Below are 26322 nucleotides of genomic sequence, written 5' to 3'. Positions count from 1 at the left end.
CAAGAGGAATTGGAGTGGGTTGAAGAATGAGAAGTACAACGGAAGCATTGAAATCATTGGAAACTGCAGTAGAACGATATTTGGCAGAACTGAACAAATTGGATATGGATAGCTTACATAGAAAACAGAGTGAGGAGGAATGGTCCATTGGACAGATGTATGTACATTTGATTCAATCAGCGCGTTTCATGCATCTTCATAATGTTGAAGAGCAGTGTTTGAGCAGCAAGGATTCGGCGTTAAACTCGGATGAGGAAAAAACGGAACTGGGTAGGCAAGTGTTTGAATCAGGACACTTCCCTCCCGTTCCCGTTAAAGTACCTGCTTCCCCTCAGTACACCCCGCAACCACCCGAGAGCAAGGATTCGTTGATCGATGGTCTTCACATGGTTGTGGAGCGGATGAGGAGTACAGAACCTCTTGTAAACCAAGCATCGGTAAACAACAAAATACGTCATCCAAGGCTTGGCGCTCTAAACGCACAGGAGTGGTTTTTGTTGATAGAAATGCACTACAGACATCATTTTTTACAATTGGATCGATTGATATCGAATCTGGAAATGTATACGAGAGAAGGGAATGGGATGTATCTATGAAACCAAATCAGGACAGTAGATATTGGATTGGTGTTGTATCAGCTTCTCATGTGAATGTAGCCGTAGAGGGAGGGTTTGCGCAGCTTTGCCATGGTAAGTCAGCGATGTTGAGACAGATGTCCCCGGGTGACTGGATGATATACTATTCTCCACGTACAGAGATATCAACAGGGAAGCCACTTCAGGCTTTTACCGCTATTGGTCAGATTATCGACGACAGGGTTTACCAATATCAGATGTCGGAATCATTTGTACCCTTTCGCCGAGATCTACGTTATCTTCCATGTCGAGAAGTAAAGATCGCAACGTTGTTAGACCAACTCAGTTTTACGCGCGGGAATCGCAATTGGGGGTTCCCATTTCGTAAAGGTCACTTTGAGATTGGGGCTGAAGACTTCATGATGATAGCTTCCTCCATGTTGGAAGATGAGACACAGTCACTACTGGATATTAGCTTAAGCCAGAAATGTTAACTAAACGAAAAGGCCCATAGATTGTCTATGGACCTTTTTGCTTTATGGATAATCATATCCTCCACCGTTGATATTACATTTGCGAAGACGATGAATGCCCAAGGAAAGACCTTTAATCGCCCCGTATTTCTCAATAGCTTGAATCATATACACAGAACAGCTTGGTTCAAAACGACATTTGTTCCTCACTTCAATGGGGGCAAAACGTTGATAAATTCTAATACTCCATATCAGGATTGCTCTAACACGTCGTAGAACTATGAAAAACATACTTGCTATGAAAACAATCTGGGCACCTAGCAAAGCATTTACTGGAATGAATAGATTCAGAAGATAGAAACAGATCATAGAGATGACTAGTCCTGTGAATAGTGCAAGTGTAACGTTGAGTAAAGACTTCAACCAATCGATTTCTGGAATAACATGAGTTCTTATATAGAAACTGCTTCGAGGGTCGTTTTCTTCATGATGTGTATGTAAGAGTCTAATAAGTTCTTCTTCGGATGGCATGTTATTATATATCAGTTCCTCAGATTCTGAGTTTCTCATGATTGTTGTGCGATTAATGCATCTCTCTGTAGAAAATCAGCATATAATGATGCGTTGTAACGGGTTGCTGGAGACAACCGGGCTTCTCGGTAACGGCTAGCGACTCCATGGATTGATAGATCCATCCGGATTGTGCTTTGTGATTGATGATATCAGCAAATAAATTAACAGCAGCCTGAGTATCACCTCGGTTTACTTGAACATTTTTGGGACCTGGAACAACTGTGTACTCTCTCATTTAGATCATCCTTTCATATGTTGGAATTATGACAATAGACATTCCATTATTTTACTATGTGTATGGTGAACTGTCGATTGAAACTTATTAGATGAGATTGGATTAAATTATAGGCCATCTAACAGGATGGTCTTTATTGCTATTAAGGTTTAAATTCAAGTGGAAAAGTCAATAAAAGCTCTGTAAGCAACGCTGTACAATCCACTGAAAAACAGTACAATTGAACCTATAATAACATGAGATAAAGAGAGGTACTTCTCCATGACAGAAACAAGTGGAAATCGCAAAGTTGACGGCTATATAAAGAAACTTAAATCGTGGAAGGAAGAATCCACGAAGCTGAGAGAGATTATTCGGGATTTTGACCTGACAGAGGATATGAAGTGGATGCACCCTTGTTACATGCTCGATGGGAAGAACATCGTTCTCATCCATGGATTCAAAGAGTACGTAGCCATTCTGTTCTTCAAAGGTGCTCTTCTGAAGGATATGCATGGCATTTTGGTCCAGCAAACGGAAAATGTACAGGCAGAGCGCCAGCTTCGCTTCACCAGTCTGGAGCAGATTGTGGAGCAGGAGGCTATGATCAAAGCCTATATCCAGCAAGCGATTGAAGTGGAACAGGCCGGACTGCAAGTAGAAATGAAAAAGACTGCCGAATATAGCGTTCCCGAGGAGCTTCAACAGCAGTTCGATGAGAACCCTGCTTTCCGGGATGCATTTGAAGCACTGACACCCGGACGGCAGCGGGCCTATCTCTATTATTTCTCACAACCGAAGCAATCCAAAACAAAAGTGTCACGAATCGAGAAGTACATGCAGCCGATCCTGGAGGGTAAAGGGTTGAATGATTAATCTTATAACTATATATTTAAGGGAAATGAAGAGTTAAACGAGTTGAAAGCCTTTCAGATATAATCCGAAAGGCTTTTTTGCTGTTTTTGCTGAAATGAAGATAACAGGAGGTGTCCCGTATGATTCGAACTTACCAATACTACGCAATCTTTAATTTTGCTGAGGATGGAATTAATGTTACATTTCCTGATTTGCCTGAATGTATCACCTGTGGCGATTCAGTTGAAGAAGCATTATTGATGGCGAAAGAAGCACTAGAATTATTTTTGGATGGAGAACCTGTTGAAGATATTCCGCCACCTCAAAGCATAATGCTTGAATTATGAACTCTAAAGATAAAGCGTATTTAATTGAAGCCAATATTACGTAGTACTGATCGACTCTATGTTTATATATCTGAATTCACCAAACTGAGTTTAGAACATCGTCGACTTCTTGGATTCTTGTGACAGATGGTGTTTGAATTAGATTTCCCTTGACCATGACCATAGAGATGTCTGACAAGGCCTCAATATGTTCCAGCGGATTCTGCTCCATCATAATCAGATCAGCATGTTTCCCGATATCCACCGTCCCTGTTACATCATCAACGCCTAAGATCTTCGCATTGGTTCGAGTTACCATGTCGATGACCTGTTTGTTGCTCAGGTCGGCCTGTCTCATGTAGTGGTCCATCTCTCTCCACATATCATAGTGAGTCACATAAGGCATGGCGGCATCGGTGCCAATCCCGATGGTGATGTCGTTTTCGATCGCTTGCTTGACGCCTTTGAGCATGGAATCGTAGACGAGTCTGGAATTCTCTTTTACCGTTGCACTGACCTTCGTTACGCTGGTATCCAGTGAGGCGGATGGATAAGCGGCTTGCAGGGTGGGGATGAGTGCGGTGTAGCCATTCAGGGCATTGGGATTATTTTTGTACAAACGAATGATATCGTCATCCATCTCCGAACCGTGCTCGATCGTATCGACGCCACCCTGTAACGCAACGCGTACACCTTCCGTGCTTTCCACATGCGCTGCCACCCGCAGGCCAATCTTATGCGCTTCATCGCAGATCGCTGCAACTTCCTCCACCGTCATCTGTAAACGACCAGCTTCGCCCACCATTTTCGCATCCGTCACGCCACCCGTCACACAGATTTTGATCAGATCCACACCGTGTTTCACATTCAGCCGTACATTTTTTCGTGCTTCCCACGGAGAATCGCCCACCAGAGCGAGGAATGGAGCACCATGTCCGCCCGTGACACTTAGGAAAAACCCGGAGACAAGCAGATTAGGACCGACAAAGTTGCCGTTATTAATCTCATCTCGCAGCTGGACATCGGTGTAAAAGAATTCCCCCACACTGCGCATCGTCGTCACACCCGCATGGAGTGCGGTCAGCGCGTTGCGTTTCATACGTTTTTTCAAAACGTTTCTGCCGAGTTTCGTGTTCAGGATTCGATCATATGCGAACTGCAACAAGCCTTCACTAACCGAGAGACTGAACGGTTTACCATCTGCAAAGAGATGTACATGGGCGTTGATTAGTCCTGGCATTACGTATTTTCCTGAGAGGTCGATTGTTGTGTAGTGACTTGGGATATTCAGCTCATGATCTTGGCCGATATCCTGAATAAGTCCTTGTTCATTGACGAGAATGGTCATGTTTTTTTGCAGATTGCGGCTTGAGTCGCCGTGGATCAGAAGGACGTTTTTTAATGCGTAAGCGGTGTTCATGTTGTTCCTCCTTAGAATGGTGGGTGAAGCTATATAAGTTGAATGATGGGTATGTACACTTATCACTCCGATGACAGAACAACCTTCGGATCGCTGTTATCCCCAGATTTTTTTGATACCCTCTTATTAGGGGAAATCCGGTGATAAATGCGAACGCTTCGCTTCCTCTGGTTATTTCTGTCCTCTCCGTTATCGTGTAAATGTAGGTTCAACTTAAATAGTTTAGTAAATGTTAAATATCCAACTTAAAAATGAATAATCAATTCATTTTTGGATCAAAAAAATAGAGCGACTTAATGTTAGATTTTTTTTGCGTGCAAACCAAGTGAAGATGACCTGATCTGCACGCTTTGTCTACCCGGCATAAATGATGAGATGGAGCGTTATTCGTTGAGACTCTTCATGCCGTACAGTCTGTATACATACAAAGCTTCGAAAATTTGCTTCCGGCTGTCCTCACTCATATCCCGCTTCAATAGATCTAAGTTCATGTCGATAACGTTGTGTGCGAGGATGTTCAACAGGATCATGTTTTCCTCCGTGCCAATCTCATAACGTTTATATTGATTCTTCAGATAGGCTTTCTTGGTTTCAATCATCAGCTCGACAAGCTCATTCTTGGCGTTGGTGTAGATGGTGCCTTTATTCTTTTCGAAGATGATGACAATCTGATTCCGGTATTTACGTAATACATCCACCTGTTCCTGCAATAACGCTGACTTTCGCTCGATATCCGTTTCCTCGAACAAGGTCTGGTTATCAAAGTGAATCGTCTCCACCAGCACATTTTTCAAATAATCCACCAGATCCGGCGGCACGACAGCGTAGAATAATTCTTTCTTGTTCTTGAAATAAGTATAGATATTGCCTACGGAAATATTGATCTCATCGGCGATATCGCTCATCTTGGCATCCACATAGCCTTTTTCAAAAAAGACCTTGAGCGCCGCGTATTCAATCTCTTTCCTGACTTCGTCTTTCTTGGCTTGCACCATCGGGAACGACTCCTTAATAGTGAATGGGTGATTCGTTATTAGGATAAGCATTTTTTAGAGGGGTGTCAAATAGGGGGAGGAAATGCCAACAATAATGTAACAAATATGCTATCTAAGTTGTAGCTAAGTGGATATTTTTTATATTGTGGGACTCGAATACAAGAAAAATTAAGCAGCTTTATAAGTGAAACTTGAAGAACCTTGATGATTGTTACAATCAACAGAGTATCCAGAAGATTCTCCATTCGAGTGACAAGTATTAGGAGACTTATGTGCATATGCATTTATAGGAACAAGAGTTCATAAAAGAAGAGAAGTTATCGACAACTTTACTAGGAATTTTCTCATAATCTATAACCCATTTCTTTCTCTTTGTTAATAATTATTTAGTTACTGATTCTATTTTCTTAATGAATGCTTCTTCGTTGAGCACTTGTGTGTTAGTCGTTTCATTGAGATTTAAAGTATGGTTGTTCTCAACATCATTAAGTTCTTTGTCAATATACCCTAATTTTTCAACAGTGTTATTTCTAATATTTTTATACATATTAGTCTCTTCACCCAGTATCCAATAAAGGTTTGGATATTCTTCTGCCACAGAACCAACAGCTTTTTTCAGGAATAGAATATATTCTTCATTTTCTTGGAATAGCGGATTATCATTAAACAAGACTTCACGATTACCTTGTTGCATGATACTAATAGTTTCTGATACTAGTGTAGGGTCACTTTTTTGTGTACTTAGAATTTGAGCATTAAATATACTTTTAGGCACGGGTTCGGTAAGTTCACCAAGGTTTTCACGTAATACTACTTTGACAATTAAATCTGCTTGTTTAACCCCATCCTCGAAGGGAAATACCTCTAGTTGACCTTTGAAGGTTTTCTTTTCATCCGTTTCTTGATTATTTATAGGTCCTGAAGTCTGAGCATCCCCATTAACGACTGACCCTGAATTCCTTTGATCAAGTGTACCTGAGTAAATCATTCCACCTGCCATTAAAGAGAGTATGACTGTTGAAAAAACTAATTTTTTATTCATAAAGCTAACCTCCAATCTAAATATATGTTCTTTCCAATAATTAGACAGTGGAACTTCTAGGAATGTTTCACATATTTATATAAAAACTGAATTAATGATTCTTATGTTGGAAATCTATAATAATAATACTTCATAAAGCCGCATGTGTAGCAGGCAAAACTTAAAGATTACTATAAATTCAGTCAAATATATGATTACTGTAAATAAACAATGATGCGAATAGGAATACAATGGTACGTTCTCACGTACCACATCTTTTCTAGTGATATGTTACCCTCTCATTAAAAAAGGAGAGGTTAACATGACAAGTACCAACAGCGAAGACCTGTCTTCCCTGTACGCACAACTAGTCCGACAAGAAGACGATTACGTCGATCAACTGGTCACATGCAACAAACTCATCCTAGACGCTATGGACATCATTGCGAAGCAGGCAGGAGTGCTACACATGGACACAGTGAAACAGGCTGCATATCACCTACATGCCATGGAACAGGATCTGAACCGAAAGTTATTTAAAATCCGTCTGGAGAAGAGCATCTTGGCAAATCAAATGAGCCAGTCTACATAAACCACCTTAACTAAAGGACAGCGCAGGATCAAATTAGATGATCTTGAACTGTCCTTTTTCCTTTCCATCCAAACGTTTTTCGCTCCCAAATAAGCATTGACTTTCCTCCTAAATCCCCCTACACTTCAATTATTAAAATACTTTTAAAAACATTCATTGAATGGTTCGAGATGAACGAAAGGAGGCATATAACTTACCATGTTACCCACATCACACAACACCCAACAGGTGAAGCGCATTAACGTTGAACTTGTGAAGAATACGCTCCGATCCATTGGCGTAGGCACAAAGGCTTCCATTGCGAACCTGACCAAACTCAGCGTAGCGACATGCGGCACGATCCTGAACGAATTACTCCAAACGGGTGAGATTATTGATCTGGGACCGGATGAATCGAGTGGGGGAAGACCTGCCAGTAGATATCAGTTTAATGCGGATTACGCCAGCGTACTGTGCCTGATTATTCGAACAGAGGGCGGAATTCACTCGATCACACATACATATGCCAATCTGAACGGAGAGATGGCCGACGAACAGACACTCTTTTTGGATGAGATCAATGTAGTGGTGGTAGAGGATCTGATTGCAAACTTGATCGAACAACACCACAATGTGCAGGCGATTGGTATTGGCATACCTGGGGTGGCGCACAACGGCGTGATTGGAATTTGCGACGTACCGGAGCTGATGTATCAGCCGCTCGGGCCAAGGCTTAAGGAGCAATATGAAGACGTGGAAGTGGTCATTGGCAACGATATGAACCTGACGGTCTACGGACTGTATAACCAGCAACAGTTTGAGGAAGAGAAGAACTTCGCGGTGGTGACGTTTCCGGAGAACCATTTTCCGGGTGCAGGTTTTATCATTGATGGTCGTCCGCTGACCGGGAACACGCAATTTGGGGGCGAGGTGTCCTTTTTACCTTTTGGCGTGTCACGGGAAGAGCAACTGCGCATGTTGAAAGCGACAGAAGGGTTGCAGGAACTCGTCACAAAGACGCTGATCTCCATCATTGCGATTATTAACCCGGCAGCGATTGTCGTTACGGGCGATACAATGGACCCGGCTATGCGGGATGACCTGTTACAAGGCTGTCTGGATCACCTGATCCCACAGGAGCATATGCCGGAGTTAATCATCCAAAGAGACACTCGGCGAGAATATGTGACAGGACTAGTCGCGGTAACGCTAGAAAGCCTGACCTACCGCATTCAGGTGGTTGAGAAGCAGTGGTAAAGGGATATTGATCAGAAGGATGATCTCTCTTCAGAACAGATAAGTTGTAGTAACCCTGTTATATAAAATGAACTATTTCATTAAACAGATAACGGAGAGGACAGAAAAAACCTGGAGAAGCGGAGCGGTCGCCTAAAAGCTTTCTGAAAGAAAGTTACATCGAAAGCATACGCTTATCCCAAGATTTTCCCTTTGGAGAAGGGAATTCAAAAAATATGGGGATAACAGCGATTAGAAGGTTATTCTGTCATCGGAGTGTCCAAGTTAATGACCCTTGTTTCAACTTATATAGACACAATGGAGGAACTTATTTTGAATCAACAAGCTGGTACACAAGGGAACAAACGAAAGTTCAACAAGCTGTACGCCATGCAATTGGCAACGATTTTTCTGGGATTTATCGTATTTGGCATATCGGAAAATATTAAGGGACCAGCCATTCCGCGCATTCAATTCGATTTTAATTTGGACGAAAAACAGCTCGGGACGTTATTGTCCCTGAATGCACTGGGGTATCTGATCGCCTGCTCCTTTACCGCCATCCTGGTACGCAAATGGGGCATCAAGGCGGTTAGCATCATTTCATTTGCATCGATGATCCTTTCGGGTGTGTTCATTTACATGTCTCATAACTATCCGCTCTTTGCTTCATCGTACTTCTTCATGTACATCGGTAACGGCATGCTGGAGATTGCTTTGGCGATTCTGGGTGCGCGGATCTTTGTGAAGAACACAGGTACGATGATGAACCTGTCCCATTTCTTCTATGGGTTGAGTTCAACGGTGGCGCCTTTGCTGGCGACAGGGGTGATGTCGTTGAGCGTGTTCGGACATGTACTGGACTGGCGCGGCATGTATCTGGTGATGTTGTCGCTCTGTCTGCTGCCGATCATTGCGGCACTGCGCAGCAAATTTCCGGGGGATGATCTTCCTCATGAAGATCGGACCTCACTCAAGAACTTAACACGTGATCCAGCCATCTGGCTGATGGTGCTCATTCTTTCTTTTGGCGTGGTATCGGAACTGGCGGTTGGGGGTTGGCTCGTTAACTTTCTGGAGAAAGCCTATACGTGGGACACGGTGAAAGCTTCGGGGTTACTGTCAGCATTCTTCCTTACGTTCTCGCTTGGACGTTTGCTGCTGGGTCCTCTAACGGACCGGATCGGATTTGTACTGTCGCTTATAATCTTCTCTGCGTTCTCGGCCATTTGTACGTTCATTGCGCTTGCGGGAGGAGAGGGGCTCGCCATCTTCTTTGCCATCTCGGGTGCAGGTATAGCGATGATCTATCCAACAGTGATGGCATTTATCGCACGCAGATATCCGAACGGCAGTGACACGGCGATTACGTTCACGGTTACCTTGATGGGGGTCGGCAGTGTCATCGGTAACTATGTGATTGGCTGGGTCATTGAAGGGGTGAAGAATATATACGGTTCAACGACTCAGTTGGGGCTGCTGCGCGGACTTCAGGCGGGATATGGATTCATCGGTTTATGTGCAGTGATCTGTGCGGGATCTGGCGTAGTGTTGTATGTGTATTTGAAAAGAAGGCAGGAATTGATTTAGAAAGCAATTGAAACGATAAAGCCCCACTGATCGACATGATCGGTGGGGCTTTGCATATGAATATACGAGTAGATTAGTACGGTATATCATCTATCACTAGTATCTTAACTAACTCCTATGACTTGTTCAAAGCCGCTCTTCTTTTCCAACGTTTCAAAAGCACGTACAATCCAAAAGCACCCAAGAAAACCACCGCTGCTGGAACGATATAAGGCTTAACAATCTCATCCACGTGCTCCCATTGAGAGCCCAATTTGAAGCCTAAGTAGATGTACAACGAGGTAATCGGAAGCATGGCCAAGAATGTAAAGAGACTGAATTTGAACACGTTCATCTTCGCCATTCCGCAAGGGATGGAGATCACGGTCCGAATGCCAGGTACAAAACGGCCATAGAAAGCGACCCCGCTGCCATATTTCTCGAAGAACGTATCGGAGGCGTCCAGATGATGAGGTTTAATCAAGAAATACTTGCCGTATTTTTCGACCATAGGTCTGCCGCCGTACCGTCCCAGGGCATATAACGTCAGAGGGCCAAACGTTCCACCTACGGTACCCGCCAGGATAGCCAGCCACAGTTTCATATCTCCAAGGTACACCCAATATCCCGCCATGGGCAGCACGAGTTCAGCAGGTACGAATTCAAATGACAAGGCAATAACGAGACCTGCGTACGACAAGTCTTTGAAAAAAAGTATAAATTGCGTGATCCACTCCGTCATGCTTTCCCTCCACAAATCTATCTATTTTTTATAGTTTAGAAACACTCCTATACCAAGAGTAACAATAGCGAATAGAGCTTGTCAAAACTCACACGCATATCCGATTAAGCCCGTCACGGCGGGATATGTTAGGTCATACATAAGCGATATCTCATTCGACATGCGCTGAGCAGGCGGTCGGTCTTCGAACAAGATGAACTCCATATCACCCTGCCCCTGACACCAATATAACACTCTGAAAATGTTTCCAAATATAGCGTGATAAAACTATCACTAGCTTCTTCACCATCCTGTACATAAAGAGAAGGAGATCAGAACATGACCGAAACTTCGATTATCGACCAGATACATATTATGGTTGAATACAATGTATCCTTTTATTGTTTCATGTATATCATATAGATATACAACTGTAGGGAGGTGAGGTATAATTGGAGCATCAATCAAACGAAAGGCGTGGGATTGCCATGACTACAGCCACACTTAGCAAATGGGGAAATAGCAGTGCAATTCGTATTCCTAACCAATTGCTTAAGCGTCTTAATCTGGAAGAAGGCTCGGAAATCGAGATTTTGGTGACAGAAGATAATGAATTGTTGTTGCGTCCAAAAACCAAGCCTGTAGAGTCCAATGAGGAACTTCGTAACCATCTAAAGACGTTACTCTCTAAAGTGAAACAGGATACAAGACATGAAGAAATAGACTTTGGCACTGAAGGGAACGAGTTACTTTGATTATTCCCAAGCGAGGCGATCTGATATGGCTTGACTTTGATCCTCAAGCGGGTCATGAGCAAGCCGGGAGACGACCGGCTATTGTTCTATCGGAACTTGAATTCAATGAAATAACGGGTTTTGCCGTTGTATGTCCCATAACCAGCCAAGCCAAGGATTATCCTTTTGAAGTTACACTACCAGAAGACCTGCCATTTTCAGGTGTTGTTTTGACGGATCAGTTGAAGAGTCTTGATGTGCGGCAACGACGTATCCAAATTGCGGGGCATGCCGAACCAACCTCTGAATTTATGAAATCAGTTCTACGCAATGTCCGTTCTATATTGGCATAATTGAAAATTAGTAGCTGGTCATATTCCTAAATCCACGTCTAACTAAAAGACGTGGATTTTTTCTTTCACATCTAAATAGCTTCGTCCATCCTTGACGCTTCGGATAAGAGCTTCCGAAAGGCACTTATAAGTTGATAAGAAAGATTTTTAATCCTCTGAAAATGCTTCCAATTATAGTATGATAAGACTATCACTAGCTTCTTCAACATCCTATACATACAGAGAAGGAGATCAGAACATGACCGTAACTTCGATTATCGATCAAATTCACATTATTGAATACGATCCCACTTACGCTGCCGCACTCGCGGATATGTGGAACCGCAGTAATGAGAGCTGGGGAGGTGGCACCAACCTAAGAACAGAGGAAACGGTTCGCCGCGAGATGGAGAGTTCGTCCAATCTTCACGCATTTCTAGCCGTTCATGGGAAAGAGGTTGTTGGCTTCTGCAGTTTTGCTCACTACCGTTATGACGAGAGAGCGTTATATGTACCGTTGCTTAACGTACGCCCCGACTATCACGGTTACAAAGTCGGACGCAACCTGATCCTAAATGCTGTGCGCAAGACCGTAGAGGCTGGATGGCCCCGCCTGGATCTGTTCACATGGGCAGGCAATACGAAGGCTGTACCGATGTACAAGAAATGCGGATTCTTCTGGGAGAAAAAAGATGAGAATGTGCATCTGATGAATTTCATTCCCACCATCTTGCAGACCGAAGCACTCGCTCCATATTTCGAGGAGCTGGATTGGTATGCAGACAGCACGCGTGAACTTGTCGTCGAGCCGGATGGCCGACGGGAGCGTGGGTTTGATTTCTTTGACTATACGTGGGAAAAGGGAGAGGTCTCCCTGAGGGCTGAGTTTGAAAAGTCGGGTCGCGGGCTGACTGCCCTCGAAACACCGGATTACGAAATCGCTACAGAGGTCGATGATCATGATCTGGTTTTCGGTTCTAGCTATAAGGTTCGCTATCGCATTAAGAACACTTCTGCGTCTGAACTGGCGATCGAAATCAAGGGTCAGGATAACAAAAACATTCGATTTGCGCTAGACGTTGCACGAGCAGTTGCTCCGGGAGAAACCATTACCGTGGAAGGTGAGTTTCACCTTGATCCGATTACAGAGGAACAGAATAACAATAAGACCCATCCCGTTGTTGCCAGCACATGGTTGATCGGTGGTAAGAAAGCGGAGTTCAGGTTAGGTATTGCCCCGAAATTCCCGGCCAAGATCAAGACTGTTTTGCCCGTGAAGGAGCTCTATCCAGGTATCCCGGCGGAGTTAATTCTGAATGTGGAAAATAATGTGGATGCAGAAACGGAGTTCAGCCTGAACCTGCCTGAGGATGAGTTCCTTGAATGGGCGGAGCGTTCGATACGCTTTACGGCACCTGCCAAAGGCAAAGTGTCTGTGCCAGTACCCTTCACCTTGCGTTCATATGGTCTATATTTCCAAGAAGTAGAAGTGACGGCTGTCCCCGTGGGGAGCCATGCGATCTCTTTTACAAGCAAAATTTCTGTCCTGATGAAGGGGATTGAAGGCAAATATGGCGGGCAGATTGAAGATCAATGGGTGGCCGTCAACGGCGCATTCTCCATTCATATGAGCAAGCAAGATAATAACATGTGGATTGAATATCCCGGTTCCCGTCATTCATTCTGGTGGACTTATCCGAAGCTGGGTAAGCCGTTTGCCGAAGAGTTATCCAAGAAACAAGCCAAAGAAGTGAATATTTATCCCGAAGGGGAACGTCAGGTTCTTGAAGCGCTGTATGACTCGGAGGACTTCCCGGGTTTACAGATTAAGTCCGTGGTCAAGCTGTCTGCGAATGGAATCGCCGAATTCCACCACGAGGTTGAGAATACACGAGATACCGCCTGGGAAGAGGACCTGTATCTAATGAATAACTTCGGGTTCTATGGTAGCAGGTTAATTCTCCCGTACCAAGATCGTTTTGTGGATATGGGAGATTCTTACGCTGGCGATCCGAGCCATTGGGACAGCGCCCAAATCACGGAGAACTGGCTGTTCTGTAAGGAGGAGTATGGTGCCAGCGGCATCTATTGGGACCCTTCTCTGAAGTTGCTTCGTCCGGAATACACGCTGGGGTTGCAGCATGAGCTTGGCCGTATTCCCGCAGGAGCCGTTGTGCGGACAAAAGCAACTGTATATGCTTTGAACACGTTCGCCAAATGGCATGATTTCCGTGCGTTTGCACGGAAACAGCATAACCCGGTCATTCCATTGCTGGATAGTCATCTGGATCTGACACTCAGTGAGGGAAATCCATTTGCCCCGGATGTGCTGCAAGCAACGTTGACTGAACATAAACTGGTTCCGCTTGCGGGCAAGCTGGAGCTGTATATACAGCAGGGTAGTGAACCGGAGGTTATGGCAAAAGCGAAGGAATTCAATCCGGAGCAGAATCTAAACTCCGCCAAGCTGACATTTTCACCAGATGAAGTGGACCGCCACCAGCACGTGAGTGGTTGGAAAGTTCGTGGGGTCTATCGGGGCGAAGATCGGATACAGGAACGAACGTCTCTTTGGTTCCCGCAGAGCGGAACAGAGGTGAAGCAAACACTTGATGAAGGTTCAACTGGACCTGTGTACACCGTAGACAATGGCGTATTGTCGATCGCCGTTGCTCCAGACTTCGGCAGTGTAGTACACTCTCTGAAAGTTGCAGGAGAAGAATGGCTGGACAGCTCGTACCCTGAACCGGCTCCACGCTCGTGGTGGAATCCGTGGTACGGCGGACTGGGAGTGGCGATCCCGGGCATGAATGGTTTCAGCCGCCAGTTGGAACAGAGAGTCGCTTCCTGGACAGAGCAGAAGGATCAATACGGTAACGTCTGGAAGGGCATTAAACTGACCACCCGGATTGAGAAACATGAAGCGAATCGGGGAATCATAATCCACCAGCATTATCTGATGCTGCCGGGTGTTCCTGTGCTCTGCACGTTGCTTGCGGTGACAAACGAAAGTGGCCTGACGCTGACGGATTACTCGCTTGCGGAGGAACGTTTCCTCCAGCCTTCATCTGTATTTGCAGAAGGTTGGATCGAACAACCGGGCAAAGATCGATTCCCGCTAGGCAAGGTGGATGTAGGCCTGCCACTTGAAGACCTTTTGCGAGTCGGATCGGTTTCGCGTGAAATCATGCTGCATGCGGTCCAACGTTACCCGAATCAAAGTGCATGGGCTTTTGCCAACAATCAGGTGACGGGTCTGCACGTGAATCATCATCTGACACTTCATCACGGGGAGACGGTCTGGACGGAACCGACCTATCTTGTCCTGGGACCCATCCCGCTGAGTTCAGCGGATGTGCATGACCTTCTGAAACTGAATTTTGCAACTTCTACCGATGAAAAGGAGGCTTCACATGTCGATCATTGATATTCACATTCATCTGTCGGACATCGACAGCTTTCACCGAACAGCGGTTGATCTCTCCAAAGTGGATTACTCAGCCGCAGGTCTTAAAGCGGAGTTTGATAAAAACGATGTCATTCTGGGCATTGGAATGGGGGTTACGGAGCAGACGAAGGGAGCGTTCCCGGATTCCAGTTCCCCCAACCCGATGGGGCTTGATTTGGAAGTGAAGGTTCCGTCATTTCTCATGGAATGCGTGGGCATCAATCCCAATGCGCTGGATGGAAAAAATGCTCAGGACGAGCTCGACCGGATTGAAGCTAGACTGCAATCCCCTGAAGTAGCCGGAATCAAACTCTATGCCGGATACTATCATCACTATGTGTATGACAAAATCTATACTCCTGTCTATGAACTTGCAGCCAAGTACAACCTGCCTGTCGTGATTCATACAGGAGACACGTACTCCATGAACGGGCTGCTCAAGTATTCGCATCCACTGACCGTGGATGAATTGGCCTTTCAGCAACGTGGCGTGAACTTCATGATCTGTCATCTGGGTGATCCCTGGGTGATGGATGCAGCTGAAGTGGTGGCGAAGAATCCGAATGTGTATGCGGATCTGTCCGGTCTGGTGGTGGGGGATCGGCCTCATTTTGAACGCTTCATGAACGAGCCTTTGTTCATGGATCATTTCCGCCGGGCCTTGGTCTACTCGGATCATTACGAGAAAATGCTGTTTGGCACGGATTGGCCGCTTGCCCCTATCGACCTGTATGCCGAGTTTGTCCGTCGACTTGTACCGGAACAGCATCATGATAAAGTCTTCTACGAGAATGCCTTTGGGCTGTTTCCACGTATTGGACAGCGGATTGCTGATCTGGGTTAAAAGGGAAGTAATGAAACTTTAATATTTGAGGGAATATCATCCGTGTATGTCATTCAAGAAAGCATGCGATGTTCACGCTGAATTCCTGCCGTGTTAGCTCCTGCCACTTTGCTGGCAGGAGCTTTTTGGTTTCAGGAAAACTGAATTTATCTTACGTCCGATCTGAAATGAAGGGATCAGGAGAACAAAGGTTCAGTCACCATTTTCATATACTTTTTTAAGTCGTCTTTGGCTTGGGGGGAGTGTTGCCAAACTCCAAGGTTCCAACTCATATAACGAATTCCGAGATATCGGGATGCCGAGGAGAAGTACTTTTCAAATTGATTTTGTGGAATATCGTATCCTTGAGAACTAAGAGCCTCTCGATAGATCTCAACTTGTCTCATATGTGCACAGCGCAGAGGGATGTCGAAGAACAGGGAGCCATACCTTGCTTCCTCCCAATCGATAAAATAAACGTCCTCATTGTTATATACCAATACATTGCCGGGATTCAGATCATTATGAATCAGCGTATGCGTATGTTCGTCCTCAATAAGAGTTTCAAGATCATTTATGATGCTACTTGCTACAGCTTCAATCTCCCTAATGAGCGTCGATCCAAATTCCTCAATGAATGGTGGACTTTCTATGGCGTTTTTCCAAGAAGGTCTCCAACGAGTTTCGATCATATCAACGATATGAGATCGATCCACATTAGGTATCCAGGGCAATTCTTTTTTTGCCCCCATATTCGTTCCGTGTATGTAAGCCAATGCTCGTAATTCTTTATTCTGAAGCAGATTTATATCCAAATGACTATAATCGGTTTGGTAGTCCACATCCTGGATACAGATCAGGCTGCGATCCTTGTTATGAAGTTCATTGGTTAGACTATAAGGTACATTTGCTCCTTGTAAAAATAATCTGGACAAGGCAGAGCATTCAATAAACGTGGCCTTCTTGGTCACGAGAGAAATATCCTTGTTCACTCCATTTATAAGAAATTGAATATAATGTCGAAGCAATTCAACGGCTTGAGATCCCGCACCGACAGGGTTACTTTTAATACTTTGAATGTGAACATCCGAGGATACATATTGATGAATGGTTTGTTTTATTAGTTGTTGTAATGTGAGAGACTCCATACTCATCTGTCATCTCCTTTTTGCCTGTATTTGTTTTTACGAATAAAGAGAACTATAATGGTGGATGCACAAAATTTAAGACTTTTTTGGAGGAACATACGTAATGAGATCTTTTCAGTTTTATAATCCGACCCGGCTGATTTTTGGCAAAGGGCAACTTCAAGCACTACAGACCGAAGTTCCAAAATACGGAAAGCGTATTTTGCTTGTATATGGTGGTGGAAGCATCAAACGCAGCGGGCTGTACGATCAGGTGATCAGCCAGTTGAATGAGATTGGAGCAGAGGTGACGGAACTGGCTGGTGTAGAACCGAACCCGCGGCTGTCTACGGTTCATAAAGGTGTAGAGTTATGCAGAACACATCATATTGATCTTGTTCTTGCGGTTGGCGGCGGCAGTGTACTTGATTGCGCTAAAGCCATCGCAGTAGGGGCCAAATACGATGGAGACATGTGGGATGTTGTTGTGCGAGAAGCAACTCCGCAAGGCGGACTTCCACTGGGTACAATTCTGACGATGGCAGCGACAGGTTCCGAGATGAATAACGGTTCAGTGATTACGAATCAGGATACGCAGGAGAAATGGGCATGGTTCAGCGAGTATTCATTCCCAGCGTTCTCCATTCTTGATCCGGAGTACACATACACCGTACCACTGGATCAGACGGTATACGGTATGGTGGACATGATGTCTCATGTGTTTGAACATTATTTCCATCTGGATACCAATACACCGGTTCAGCTTGGATTCTGTGAGACGATTCTTCGTACCGTCATTGATACTGCCCCTCGTCTGATCAAAGATCCGGAAAACTATGAACTGCGCGAAACCATTCTCTACTGTGGAACAATGGCGCTTAATGATGTTCTGAATATGGGGCTTGCTGGAGACTGGGCATCTCACAATATAGAACATGCTGTGTCAGCCGTGTATGACATTCCTCATGGGGGTGGCCTCGCCATACTGTTCCCACACTGGATGAAGCTTAATCTGGATGTGGATGTAGATCGATTCAAACGTATGGCTGTAAATGTATTTGATATCAATCCTAATGGAAAGTCAGACAAACAAGTGGCTGAAGAAGGCATCGAAGCCCTGCGTAATTTCTGGACTTCGATCGGTGCCCCTAGCCGTCTGGCTGACTATGACATCGACGATAGTCAGATTGACGCGATGGCTGATAAAGCGATGCGATTCGGCCCGTTCGGATTCTTCCAAAAATTGCAGCGTGAAGATGTCGTGCAAATCTATCAAGCCGCACTGTAATTGGAAATTCACTTATATAGTGAATGTAATAAACAAGGACCTTCCTGTACGACTGAGGAAAGTCCTTGTTTTTATTTTAACATCATCTATTGTACCTTCAACGGTATATTCCAGATTCATATCTTGCGAGCACTTTAAGATTGTTCAACCGCTTCATCATTGCCACCAGTATACATCCGTTTCAGATACAACTTGCTTGGACGGTGCAAGAGCACGATGAGCAGGGCGAAGAGATGAATCAGGATAAACAGGTTACTTTCATTGGAAATAGCAACAAGTAGCGCCAAACTTAGAAATGTGACGGTGAGCTTGAACTTTCTCTTGGTAATGAATATAACGGCGAGCAGGCTTGGTCCAATCATAAACAACATTCTGCCTACGATTACGCCAGAGGCGTAAGCCAGATCATCTCCTTTGCGTGAGAAAGCAAGATAGGCCTCCATATTCTGGTTAAAATCGATGAGGAACACAATAAAGGACACCATCACGTAGATCAATTTTACACTCAATAAAATGCGCACGACATTTAAAAGTGTGGGTAAAGCTGTTTTTACCATACCACTACTCCTCTTCTACTTCGAACCTATAACCTCAGATTCTCCTGGTTGTCATCTCGCGAAGGAGCTTCCTGCTTCAGATACACCTTGCTGGGCTTGTGGAGCAACAGACAGAGCAACATGAAGATGTGAAACTAGACATGGAAATTCTGAAAGAACACAATGTCAAACAATAGAGTCTGGCTCATGAACGTAATGGTTAGCTTATAGCTTCGTCTTGTGATCCATACGATGGTCAGAACCGGGGGACGATATGTATTACAGACATTAATCGAGGTTGATGTCATATTTTGTATTAACCCAAAGTCTACATTTTCCAATCGTCAACACCGATCTTGGACCTACAGATATCCGCTTCCAAAGAATAAGGAAAATATTTTTGAAAGCGTTTTCCATACTGGACGTTTATTTAATAACAACCGATATAAAGTTATCCCATATTATATGGAGCCCAACAAGAATGAGGATGGATGGTGAATGTATTCATGTTATTTGCAAAAGCGAGGCAACGCTTGACCAACATGTCTTTTCGGTTCAAATTGCCAATGATGATCAGTATTCTGGTCTGCATCGTACTGGCCGTGACGGCAGTACTGTGTTACAAAGTGGCAGAAGAGATCACACTGGACAAAAGCAAGGATGAGATCCAGTCAACTTCTGACCGGATTGGAGCAGGTTTATTTACTTCACTAAGTCTGGAGGAGCAGTCCACGTTTCTAATCACAACACATCGGACATTCCAAGACTTACTGGAGATTCGAGATACAGCAGGACAGAGTGATGACGCGTTTTTTTCGGAAAATAGCGAACTGGTGAACAAGGCCAATGGCATATTGGCAGATAGCCTGACAGGAATGGAGGGCAGTAGCGTTCTAATTCTCCTGGATCGGGAAGGCGTTGTGGTTGCAGCAAACAATCCCGAAGTGGTCGGCGGGGAACGTGCCACACGCACGTATTTTCAGCAGGCACTTCAAGGGCACAACTATGTCAGCGAAGGTGTGATCTCCGAATCTCTTGGAACGCTGGGGACCGTCTTTGCGATGCCGATCTACGGTGATAACAAAGAAGTGAAAGGCGTGCTTGCGACGACTGCCTCGACTTCATTTTTCGTCAACCAGTTACAGAACGTCAAGATTAACGAAGAGGGAAAAGTTATTATTCTGGATCGTTTAGGCCTGGTTATATTTAATTCAGCAGATGAGAAAATGATTGGTCAGAAGATGAATTCCTCTGAGTATCAGTCGCTGATTGATCTGCCTGCCAATGAGCAGTTGCAACAAGGGGAGGCGAGCACGGAGGAAAAAGTAGTGTTCTATTCCAAAATTCCGAAATCCGATTGGACTGTCATTGTGGAGGATACGTATGAAGATGTGAAGAAGCCGCTGACAGGTATGGCGAATCAAATGTACATTGTTCTGTTCAGTGCTATTGCGGTGTCGATCATTGCAGGCATCCTGATCTCGCAACTGGTAACCAGACCGATTAGCCGAATCACACTGTTGTTTAAACAGTTGGCTGGAGGAGATCTTACTGTACAGGCACAAGGGAAGTATAGTGGGGAATTTAAAGTATTGGCAGATAGCTTCAACACGATGGCCGAGGGGAACAAACAGCTGATCTCCAGCATGAACCATTCCATCGGCATCCTGAAAACAAGTACATCCGAGCTGGAAAAGTCCACTCAGCAAACCTCGACCACTATTGCTGAAACAACGACAACAGCATTTGAGATTTCACGAGCTATGGAGTCCCAGGCGAACGATACCGAATCCATTGTTGATAAATTCATGAATGTCGGTAACAAGATTGAGAACGTGAATGAGATGTCGCAGTCCGTTATGCTCAAGGCAGATGAAATTACGGATGCATTCAAAAATAATCATGAAGTTATTGATGCGCTCATTGCAGTGAACGGGCAGAACGAGATCGAAGTTGGCAACATCTCCAAAATTACAGTGCAACTCGCTGAAAGCTCCTCGGGCATTCACCAGATTACAGGTACCATTGCCGAAATTGCGAATCAGACGAAATTACTTGCGTTGAATGCTTCCATTGAGGCTGCAAGAGCGGGTGAGCAAGGGCGCGGCTTCGCCGTGGTTGCTTCCGAGATTCGCAAGCTGGCAGAGCAGACGACAGCGCAATCGGAGGATATCAACCGAATTGTCATGCAGACAATTAATCACGTGGAGCAGAATAACCGAAGTGTTCAGGCTATTGAGGAGATTGCGGAGCAGCATAAGAGCAGTGTGAGCCAGACCAAGGAGACATTCAATTTTGTCACTGAGAATATGAATGAGATGATGAGCCAGGTTCAGGCTATTGCTACTGAGATCGAATCCATTGAACGTGATAAGGATGACGTCATTGGAGCTGCACAGAATCTGTCCGCTTCTGGTGAAGAAGTATCCGCGTCTGTGGAAGAAGTCACAGCGACGATGCAGGAGCAGTCCGGTATGACAGAACATTTGGCAGATATGGTGCAGAGAATTGATGGACTGACCAAAGAACTTGCCGAGGAATCATCCCGCTTCAAAATAAAGTAGCATAGCAGCCACCTGCGTAGTGAGAAGCAGTATAGCTAGTCTGTGAGACACAGCGTAGAATTTCTTCAGTTTGCATAGTTAAATGAATACGAAAGAAACCCGTTTCTCAAAAGAGAACCGGGCTTTTCAAAAATGTGAGCACCTGTAGCCATTTATGTCTTCAGGTGCTCTTTTGTGATGTGCTACTCTCCTCGAATGGATGGCGCATACGCCAGCACTTCCATTTCAATTAAATAAGGACCTAACCCACTGAATACGGTAATACGGGCGGGATAGGGTTGCTTAATCATTCGCGCATATACTTCGTTGTATTCGGGCTGATCCTCCACTCGTGCCAGATGAGTCGTTGCCTTCACGATATGATCCAGTGTAAGTCCGGCTTCTTGCAGGATGACCTCAATATTGCGAATGCACTGTTCAGTCTGCTCCTTAATGCCGCCGATAGGCTCAAGGGTCTGTGGATCAACGCCTACCTGACCTGCAACGTAGACCATATCTCCTGCACGGACAGCGTGGGAGAAAGGAAGTGGGAACTTGGGTGCTGTACTGGCATGTATGATGGTAGACATAGTAGTTATCATTCCTTTCCTAATGAGGGTGTATATTGGGTGTTAACTGATGCCAGTTCGTAGCCTGCTGATAATGATGGGCGATGGACAACAAGCGGTCTTCTCTCAGGAGTGGACCAGCAAGCTGCATGCCGATAGGTAATGGCTTTGCTGAGGAAGGATCAAACCCAATGGGAACGGTAATGGAAGGTAGCCCTGTATTGGTAAAAGGTCCGTTGAAAATGGGACTACCGGTCTTGTAGCCATAGGGGGCCACATACGGCGTTGATGGAGTCAATAACACATCCACTTCATCGAAAAGCATCATCATCTCGCTGCGGAATATCGTTCGAATGCGCTGTGCCTGCAAATAATCAACGGCACTCGTCTGATATCCAAGCTCAAGCTGCTCCCGCATCGTGTGACCGTAACGATCAGAGGCTTCTGCGAAGCGTTCCTGATGGAAGGCGGCAGCTTCTGCCCGCATAACCGTACGATGAGCAGCAATGGTCTCTTCCATATAAGAAGGCAGATCAACTTTCTTCCATTGCATGCCCAGCTTCTCAAGTACAGCGAGTGCCGACTCTACAGCTAACAAGATCGCCGGTTCATCGGTCTCGAAGAAGTTGCTCGGCAGGCCGATCACCATTCCCGAAATAGGATGCTCAAGAGCGCTTGTTAAGTCTGGCTTGCCGTGAGGAAGTGTGAAGGGGTCCAACTCATCCTGCCCGGCCATCGCTTCCAGAACGATCGCGTTATCTTGTGAGGATCGAGTGAAGGCGCCAATATGATCCAGACTCCAACTGGCTGTGATGACACCGTTACGGCTAACCCTGCCGTAAGTTGGCTTCATACAGGTTAATCCATTGTAAGCTGCGGGTCTGAGCAGAGATCCAAAGGTCTGAGTTCCGAGAGTGAAGGAGGCCATACCAGCAGCTACAGCAGCGGCGGAGCCTGAACTGGAACCACCTGGGGTGTGCTCCAGATTCCACGGGTTGCGGGTTGGTGCTTCTCCTCCCTGGAAGGCATATTCCGTCGTTGTTGTCTTGCCGAGCAGGATAGCGCCCGCAGCGTGTAACTTATCTATCACAGTAGCATTCGTCTCTGGTACGAAGTCAGGATAGGTACTAGATCCAGCCGAGGTGCGTATGCCAGCGGTATGGATAATGTCTTTGGCTCCATAGGGAATGCCATGCAGAGGGCCGAGATAGTTGCCATTCATTAGCTTACGCTCAGACTCTTTTGCGGCCTGCAATGCTTGTTCCGCGGTGACCGTAACGAAGGCTTGCACAGCAGGCTCTACATTCTCAATTCGTTTCAAATAGGACTCTGTAAGCTCAACAGGAGATATCGTCTTGTTTTTAATCCATGTTGCGGCTTCCGTAATCGTCAGTTCGTTCAGTGGTTTCGTAATCATCGCAGAGGCACCCTCCTATGCGGAGCATTGGGGCCGACTTCTTCTGGCAACTTGAAACCTCGAATCAGCTCCAAGTCGGCTGTAAATAGATCAAGCTCCTCGCTCGTAATAACTCCGTTCGTGTATTTCGCATTTTCCGTACGGCGGTGTGTGAGATAGTCGTCCTGTTTCAGAGTAATCACCCTTTCTCTCTCTATTTGGTGAAGCTTGAATCGATAATATCTTCGTAAGCGAGTTCTTCCTTCAGATTGCCGATGAAGCGCTGCATATCGATTGCGGTGTTAAAAGCTGATTCGTTGATGAGCCCCTCAGCAGGGTATACCTTGCTGTCAATCATACGTTGTACGGCTTGTTCCACGACTTCTTTGTCCAGATTGGGGAACTCCTTCACAGCGACTGCTTTGGCACCATCAGGATTGGATTGAATATAGTCCAGGGCTTGCTCGATGGAGGTGACGAAGCGCTGGGTGAGATCAGGATTGTCCTCAATGAAGCTTGCGGTTGTATTCATCGTTGCAAAGGCGAAGTCAGGATAATCCTTCGTGAAATCATGGACGATATGCAGCCCTTCTGCAATGCCTTGATCTAACTGAGGCTCGTAGACGATAGCAATATCGGCTTTGCCGGCTAATACAGCACCAAGCTCGGAGCCATTCTGAACCTCGGTGATCGTCACGTCTTTGTCGATATCAATGTTGTTGTCAGCGAAAAGCTTCCGCAGTAAGCTGTTGGAGCTTGTAGGTGCCAAACCTACAACAATGGTTTTACCTTTGAAATCCTCTGTTGAGTCCACCGTTACTCCTTCTCGTGCAACCGCCCAAACAGGAGCACTGCCGGACAGAAGGACCAGTGAGCGAGCATCGCCGCCCTTTGCATTCGCGAATGCGACATGCTCAGGACCGTGGAAGGAGAATGCAGACTCGCCTGAGATGACCGAAGACAATGCTGTTGGTCCACTTCCGGCAGCACGGATGGAGGTTAGCTCAATGCGATTCTCCTTTAAGAATCCTTGGTTATTCGCTACATAGAGCGGAAGGTAGAGCAGATTGTGATACACCTCGGACACCATGATTTTATCCACCTTCGTAGCATCTTGCCCCTCACTACTGGATGTACCTCCGCCACTCGCAGGTGTTGTAGCATTGCTTCCGCATGCAATGAGTAGTGTGGTCAATATCACCGTCATCGTTGCTAGGATAGCTATCTTTTTGAATGTACGCATAAGTCATCAGGCCCCTTTAATGGTCGTAGTTAAGTTAGTCGTTGTGGGTCAGCTTAGACAGATGTAGATTTGCTGCTGCTCTTGTTGTCATTCCATGGGAGGAGACGAGATTCGATATAACCGACACAGGTGTAAAGGAGCATGGCAACCAGCATCAGCATGAACACGCCAACCCATACGGCTGGAAGGTTGAACAGGTTACCTTCGACGAATACCATATGTCCGAGTCCTTTGTCAGAAGAGATGAATTCTCCACCTACGACAGACACTAATGCCAAACCAATATTGATCCGGAAGGCCGAGATGATCCATGGCAGAGAGGAAGGAACGATAATTTTGCGGAAAATTTGTGATTTTTTTGCACCGAAGGATTTCATCAGATTAATCTGGGATTCGTCGATCTGATGAGTCGCTTGGTAGGCGGATAATAGCGCTACGATAAACGTTGCGACAGAGGCGAGAGCAATCTTGGAGAAGATGCCTGAACCGAACCAGATAATAATCATGGGGGCAAGTGCAATTTTCGGGATACCGTTCATAGCTACGATGAAGGGATCGAGTACACGGGCAACAGATTTGGAATACCACATGAGCAATCCTGCCAACGAGCCGATTAAGCTTCCTGCTACGAAGCCGATAACAGTGGCATTCACCGTTGCAAAAGCATCTGTAAGCAGTTGCCCTGAGCTGGCCATCGTGATGGCGGCATCCAGAATTGCGCTTGGTGATCCCATGAGGAACCCGTTAACCAGCTCCAAACGAACAGCGGATTCCCAGATCACCAGGATGACCGCTACAATAATGAATCGCCATAGCATCGTGGTTAGCCATTCTTTGGAGAAGGTGGACTGTCTGCGTTTGCTCTTCACAACTCCAGCAGGTTTTCCGGTAAGGGTAATTTCAGGTGATGTGCTCTTCATTAGCTGATCCTCCCCATTTGGATATCAAGCTCTAACCAGATCGATTCAAAATACTGTTTGAACTTGTGGTCGGAGCGGGCTTTCAATGCTGAGCCATATTGCGAGGCGAGACCAATGTCATACACTTGCTTCACGGTTGTTGGTCGTTTGCTCATGACGGCAATGCGGTCGGAGATGGCGATGGCTTCCTCAATGTCATGAGTGATAAGCACGCCTGTCTTGCCCTCGGATTTCAGGATGGACAAGATTTCATCTTCCAGAATGAGTCTGGTCTGATAATCCAGTGCGGAGAAGGGTTCGTCCAGTAGTATAATATCGGGCTGGGTAACGAGGGTACGTATGAGGGCTACACGTTGGCGCATACCGCCTGATAGTGTGGACGGATAGGCTTCTGCGAATGAAGCCAGGCCATAACGATCCAGATAATCCATGGCAATATCGCCGCGATCCTTTTTGGACATGCCCTTCACTTCCAAGCCTAGCGTGACATTGTCCAAGATGCTTCTCCAAGGCAGCAACAGATCCTTCTGCATCATATAGCCGACATGCCCGGTGGTCTGATCGATCTCTTCGCCACAGACGATAACCTTGCCATTCGTTGGCTTAAGCAGACCCGCGATAATATTGAAGATCGTACTCTTACCACAGCCGCTCGGTCCCACGATACTGAAGAACTCCTGTTTCTTGATTTGCATCGAAACCTCAGCGAGTACTTGAATATCTTCTCCGGTTGCACTGACAAATGATTTGGATACGCCTTGTATCTGTATAGCCATGATAGGTAGCCCCTTTCCTACAGCCTGATGATGGTTTG

At 45.6% G+C, this 26322-nt stretch carries 27 protein-coding genes; 13 read left to right on the top strand and 14 right to left on the bottom strand.

Features of this window, described 5'->3' with window-relative positions; genetic code table 11:
• Nucleotides 1–26: 26 nt before the first annotated feature.
• The gene (locus ACETMN_RS25545) at nt 27–596 is read left to right on the top strand and encodes a DinB family protein (protein WP_411735298.1); all 570 of its coding nucleotides are present in this window, start codon (nt 27–29) and stop codon (nt 594–596) included.
• Entirely contained in the window at nt 593–1069 is a 477-nt protein-coding gene (locus ACETMN_RS25540) for an EVE domain-containing protein (RefSeq protein ID WP_411735297.1), read from the top strand. The genes ACETMN_RS25545 and ACETMN_RS25540 overlap by 4 nt, the downstream gene beginning before the upstream one ends.
• Nucleotides 1070–1111: 42 nt before the next feature.
• Here ACETMN_RS25540 and yidD read toward each other — a convergent pair whose 3' ends face one another.
• Both yidD and ACETMN_RS25530 read right to left on the bottom strand, forming a co-directional pair.
• The gene (gene yidD, locus ACETMN_RS25535) at nt 1112–1618 is read right to left on the bottom strand and encodes a membrane protein insertion efficiency factor YidD (protein ID WP_411735296.1); all 507 of its coding nucleotides are present in this window, start codon (nt 1616–1618) and stop codon (nt 1112–1114) included.
• A gap of 13 nt (nt 1619–1631) precedes the next feature.
• A complete protein-coding gene (locus ACETMN_RS25530) occupies nt 1632–1856 on the bottom strand; it encodes a hypothetical protein (RefSeq protein WP_091020237.1) in 225 nt (74 codons plus the stop codon).
• A 261-nt stretch (nt 1857–2117) separates the two neighbouring features.
• Here ACETMN_RS25530 and ACETMN_RS25525 point away from each other — a divergent pair, with 261 nt between their 5' ends.
• On the top strand, nt 2118–2711 hold the full coding sequence (locus ACETMN_RS25525) for a YdeI/OmpD-associated family protein (RefSeq protein WP_091020236.1): 594 nt from the start codon (nt 2118–2120) through the stop codon (nt 2709–2711).
• A 119-nt stretch (nt 2712–2830) separates the two neighbouring features.
• Entirely contained in the window at nt 2831–3037 is a 207-nt protein-coding gene (locus ACETMN_RS25520; RefSeq protein WP_411735295.1) for a type II toxin-antitoxin system HicB family antitoxin, read from the top strand.
• A 76-nt stretch (nt 3038–3113) separates the two neighbouring features.
• Here ACETMN_RS25520 and ACETMN_RS25515 read toward each other — a convergent pair whose 3' ends face one another.
• The 3 genes from ACETMN_RS25515 to ACETMN_RS25505 all read right to left on the bottom strand — a co-directional run bounded on the left by ACETMN_RS25515 (nt 3114) and on the right by ACETMN_RS25505 (nt 6473).
• Nucleotides 3114–4436, bottom strand: a complete 1323-nt coding sequence (locus ACETMN_RS25515) for an amidohydrolase family protein (protein WP_411735294.1) — start codon at nt 4434–4436, stop codon at nt 3114–3116.
• A 383-nt stretch (nt 4437–4819) separates the two neighbouring features.
• Nucleotides 4820–5431, bottom strand: a complete 612-nt coding sequence (locus ACETMN_RS25510) for a TetR/AcrR family transcriptional regulator (protein ID WP_411735293.1) — start codon at nt 5429–5431, stop codon at nt 4820–4822.
• A 382-nt stretch (nt 5432–5813) separates the two neighbouring features.
• Complete coding sequence (locus tag ACETMN_RS25505) at nt 5814–6473, bottom strand: hypothetical protein (RefSeq protein WP_411735292.1); 660 nt, start codon at nt 6471–6473, stop codon at nt 5814–5816.
• A 301-nt stretch (nt 6474–6774) separates the two neighbouring features.
• On the opposite strand from ACETMN_RS25505, the gene ACETMN_RS25500 reads away from it, so the two are divergent.
• The 3 genes from ACETMN_RS25500 to ACETMN_RS25490 all read left to right on the top strand — a co-directional run bounded on the left by ACETMN_RS25500 (nt 6775) and on the right by ACETMN_RS25490 (nt 9849).
• On the top strand, nt 6775–7044 hold the full coding sequence (locus ACETMN_RS25500; RefSeq protein ID WP_411735291.1) for a hypothetical protein: 270 nt from the start codon (nt 6775–6777) through the stop codon (nt 7042–7044).
• A 198-nt stretch (nt 7045–7242) separates the two neighbouring features.
• Nucleotides 7243–8280, top strand: a complete 1038-nt coding sequence (locus ACETMN_RS25495) for an ROK family protein (RefSeq protein ID WP_341073803.1) — start codon at nt 7243–7245, stop codon at nt 8278–8280.
• A 369-nt stretch (nt 8281–8649) separates the two neighbouring features.
• Complete coding sequence (locus ACETMN_RS25490) at nt 8650–9849, top strand: MFS transporter (protein ID WP_341074270.1); 1200 nt, start codon at nt 8650–8652, stop codon at nt 9847–9849.
• 115 nt (nt 9850–9964) lie between these two features.
• Here ACETMN_RS25490 and ACETMN_RS25485 read toward each other — a convergent pair whose 3' ends face one another.
• Nucleotides 9965–10570: a DedA family protein gene (locus ACETMN_RS25485; protein ID WP_192133401.1), complete on the bottom strand. Its 606-nt coding sequence runs from the start codon at nt 10568–10570 to the stop codon at nt 9965–9967.
• A gap of 431 nt (nt 10571–11001) precedes the next feature.
• Here ACETMN_RS25485 and ACETMN_RS25480 point away from each other — a divergent pair, with 431 nt between their 5' ends.
• The 4 genes from ACETMN_RS25480 (at nt 11002) to ACETMN_RS25465 (ending at nt 15907) form a co-directional block, all read left to right on the top strand.
• On the top strand, nt 11002–11304 hold the full coding sequence (locus ACETMN_RS25480; RefSeq protein WP_017687001.1) for an AbrB/MazE/SpoVT family DNA-binding domain-containing protein: 303 nt from the start codon (nt 11002–11004) through the stop codon (nt 11302–11304).
• Complete coding sequence (locus ACETMN_RS25475) at nt 11301–11636, top strand: type II toxin-antitoxin system PemK/MazF family toxin (protein ID WP_091013425.1); 336 nt, start codon at nt 11301–11303, stop codon at nt 11634–11636. Before ACETMN_RS25480 ends, ACETMN_RS25475 begins: the two co-directional genes overlap by 4 nt.
• A 238-nt stretch (nt 11637–11874) precedes the next feature.
• Nucleotides 11875–15042: a GNAT family N-acetyltransferase gene (locus ACETMN_RS25470; RefSeq protein ID WP_411735290.1), complete on the top strand. Its 3168-nt coding sequence runs from the start codon at nt 11875–11877 to the stop codon at nt 15040–15042.
• A complete protein-coding gene (locus ACETMN_RS25465) occupies nt 15029–15907 on the top strand; it encodes an amidohydrolase family protein (protein ID WP_091013430.1) in 879 nt (292 codons plus the stop codon). Before ACETMN_RS25470 ends, ACETMN_RS25465 begins: the two co-directional genes overlap by 14 nt.
• Nucleotides 15908–16083: 176 nt before the next feature.
• On the opposite strand, the gene ACETMN_RS25460 is transcribed toward ACETMN_RS25465, so the two are convergent.
• Nucleotides 16084–17040 (bottom strand): phosphotransferase family protein, encoded by a 957-nt coding sequence (locus ACETMN_RS25460; RefSeq protein WP_411735289.1) that lies wholly within the window; start codon nt 17038–17040, stop codon nt 16084–16086.
• A gap of 97 nt (nt 17041–17137) precedes the next feature.
• On the opposite strand from ACETMN_RS25460, the gene ACETMN_RS25455 reads away from it, so the two are divergent.
• A complete protein-coding gene (locus tag ACETMN_RS25455; RefSeq protein WP_411735288.1) occupies nt 17138–18301 on the top strand; it encodes an iron-containing alcohol dehydrogenase in 1164 nt (387 codons plus the stop codon).
• Between the two features lie 134 nt (nt 18302–18435).
• Here ACETMN_RS25455 and ACETMN_RS25450 read toward each other — a convergent pair whose 3' ends face one another.
• The gene (locus ACETMN_RS25450) at nt 18436–18858 is read right to left on the bottom strand and encodes a hypothetical protein (protein WP_192133408.1); all 423 of its coding nucleotides are present in this window, start codon (nt 18856–18858) and stop codon (nt 18436–18438) included.
• 485 nt (nt 18859–19343) lie between these two features.
• On the opposite strand from ACETMN_RS25450, the gene ACETMN_RS25445 reads away from it, so the two are divergent.
• A complete protein-coding gene (locus ACETMN_RS25445; RefSeq protein ID WP_411735287.1) occupies nt 19344–21401 on the top strand; it encodes a methyl-accepting chemotaxis protein in 2058 nt (685 codons plus the stop codon).
• Nucleotides 21402–21583: 182 nt separating this feature from the next.
• Here ACETMN_RS25445 and ACETMN_RS25440 read toward each other — a convergent pair whose 3' ends face one another.
• From ACETMN_RS25440 to ACETMN_RS25415, 6 genes are read right to left on the bottom strand one after another with little or no spacing between them, the layout of a single operon-like run.
• Nucleotides 21584–21970: a RidA family protein gene (locus tag ACETMN_RS25440; protein ID WP_091013442.1), complete on the bottom strand. Its 387-nt coding sequence runs from the start codon at nt 21968–21970 to the stop codon at nt 21584–21586.
• A 19-nt stretch (nt 21971–21989) separates the two neighbouring features.
• Nucleotides 21990–23366: an amidase gene (locus tag ACETMN_RS25435; RefSeq protein WP_411735286.1), complete on the bottom strand. Its 1377-nt coding sequence runs from the start codon at nt 23364–23366 to the stop codon at nt 21990–21992.
• Nucleotides 23363–23548: a hypothetical protein gene (locus ACETMN_RS25430; RefSeq protein ID WP_105599972.1), complete on the bottom strand. Its 186-nt coding sequence runs from the start codon at nt 23546–23548 to the stop codon at nt 23363–23365. Before ACETMN_RS25430 ends, ACETMN_RS25435 begins: the two co-directional genes overlap by 4 nt.
• A gap of 11 nt (nt 23549–23559) precedes the next feature.
• Nucleotides 23560–24588 (bottom strand): ABC transporter substrate-binding protein, encoded by a 1029-nt coding sequence (locus ACETMN_RS25425; protein WP_411735285.1) that lies wholly within the window; start codon nt 24586–24588, stop codon nt 23560–23562.
• A gap of 53 nt (nt 24589–24641) precedes the next feature.
• Nucleotides 24642–25508, bottom strand: coding sequence for an ABC transporter permease (locus ACETMN_RS25420; RefSeq protein WP_411735284.1), 867 nt, complete (start codon nt 25506–25508; stop codon nt 24642–24644).
• Nucleotides 25508–26284 carry an ABC transporter ATP-binding protein gene (locus ACETMN_RS25415; RefSeq protein WP_411735283.1) on the bottom strand — a complete coding sequence of 259 codons (777 nt, stop codon included), beginning with the start codon at nt 26282–26284 and terminating at the stop codon, nt 25508–25510. Before ACETMN_RS25415 ends, ACETMN_RS25420 begins: the two co-directional genes overlap by 1 nt.
• Between the last annotated feature and the right edge of the window lie 38 nt (nt 26285–26322).

Source organism: Paenibacillus sp. M2, assembly GCF_046713495.1.
In the GTDB taxonomy this organism is placed as follows: Bacteria; Bacillota; Bacilli; order Paenibacillales; family Paenibacillaceae; genus Paenibacillus; species Paenibacillus amylolyticus_B.
Note: the sequence above shows the minus strand (reverse complement) of the source record. Positions and strands in the feature narration are given on the sequence as shown.

Coding starts and splice junctions, on each gene's coding strand:
- ACETMN_RS25495 (WP_341073803.1), top strand. CDS start 7,243: ATGTTACCCACATCACACAACACCCAACAGGTGAAGCGCATTAACGTT.
- ACETMN_RS25545 (WP_411735298.1), top strand. CDS start 27: ATGAGAAGTACAACGGAAGCATTGAAATCATTGGAAACTGCAGTAGAA.
- ACETMN_RS25425 (WP_411735285.1), bottom strand. CDS start 24,588: ATGCGTACATTCAAAAAGATAGCTATCCTAGCAACGATGACGGTGATA.
- ACETMN_RS25500 (WP_411735291.1), top strand. CDS start 6,775: ATGACAAGTACCAACAGCGAAGACCTGTCTTCCCTGTACGCACAACTA.
- ACETMN_RS25505 (WP_411735292.1), bottom strand. CDS start 6,473: ATGAATAAAAAATTAGTTTTTTCAACAGTCATACTCTCTTTAATGGCA.
- ACETMN_RS25460 (WP_411735289.1), bottom strand. CDS start 17,040: ATGAGTATGGAGTCTCTCACATTACAACAACTAATAAAACAAACCATT.
- ACETMN_RS25485 (WP_192133401.1), bottom strand. CDS start 10,570: ATGACGGAGTGGATCACGCAATTTATACTTTTTTTCAAAGACTTGTCG.
- ACETMN_RS25530 (WP_091020237.1), bottom strand. CDS start 1,856: ATGAGAGAGTACACAGTTGTTCCAGGTCCCAAAAATGTTCAAGTAAAC.
- ACETMN_RS25540 (WP_411735297.1), top strand. CDS start 593: ATGAAACCAAATCAGGACAGTAGATATTGGATTGGTGTTGTATCAGCT.
- ACETMN_RS25465 (WP_091013430.1), top strand. CDS start 15,029: ATGTCGATCATTGATATTCACATTCATCTGTCGGACATCGACAGCTTT.
- ACETMN_RS25510 (WP_411735293.1), bottom strand. CDS start 5,431: ATGGTGCAAGCCAAGAAAGACGAAGTCAGGAAAGAGATTGAATACGCG.
- ACETMN_RS25415 (WP_411735283.1), bottom strand. CDS start 26,284: ATGGCTATACAGATACAAGGCGTATCCAAATCATTTGTCAGTGCAACC.
- ACETMN_RS25515 (WP_411735294.1), bottom strand. CDS start 4,436: ATGAACACCGCTTACGCATTAAAAAACGTCCTTCTGATCCACGGCGAC.
- ACETMN_RS25450 (WP_192133408.1), bottom strand. CDS start 18,858: ATGGTAAAAACAGCTTTACCCACACTTTTAAATGTCGTGCGCATTTTA.
- ACETMN_RS25440 (WP_091013442.1), bottom strand. CDS start 21,970: ATGTCTACCATCATACATGCCAGTACAGCACCCAAGTTCCCACTTCCT.
- ACETMN_RS25435 (WP_411735286.1), bottom strand. CDS start 23,366: ATGATTACGAAACCACTGAACGAACTGACGATTACGGAAGCCGCAACA.
- ACETMN_RS25520 (WP_411735295.1), top strand. CDS start 2,831: ATGATTCGAACTTACCAATACTACGCAATCTTTAATTTTGCTGAGGAT.
- ACETMN_RS25445 (WP_411735287.1), top strand. CDS start 19,344: ATGTTATTTGCAAAAGCGAGGCAACGCTTGACCAACATGTCTTTTCGG.
- ACETMN_RS25420 (WP_411735284.1), bottom strand. CDS start 25,508: ATGAAGAGCACATCACCTGAAATTACCCTTACCGGAAAACCTGCTGGA.
- ACETMN_RS25470 (WP_411735290.1), top strand. CDS start 11,875: ATGACCGTAACTTCGATTATCGATCAAATTCACATTATTGAATACGAT.
- ACETMN_RS25455 (WP_411735288.1), top strand. CDS start 17,138: ATGAGATCTTTTCAGTTTTATAATCCGACCCGGCTGATTTTTGGCAAA.
- yidD (WP_411735296.1), bottom strand. CDS start 1,618: ATGAGAAACTCAGAATCTGAGGAACTGATATATAATAACATGCCATCC.
- ACETMN_RS25490 (WP_341074270.1), top strand. CDS start 8,650: ATGCAATTGGCAACGATTTTTCTGGGATTTATCGTATTTGGCATATCG.
- ACETMN_RS25525 (WP_091020236.1), top strand. CDS start 2,118: ATGACAGAAACAAGTGGAAATCGCAAAGTTGACGGCTATATAAAGAAA.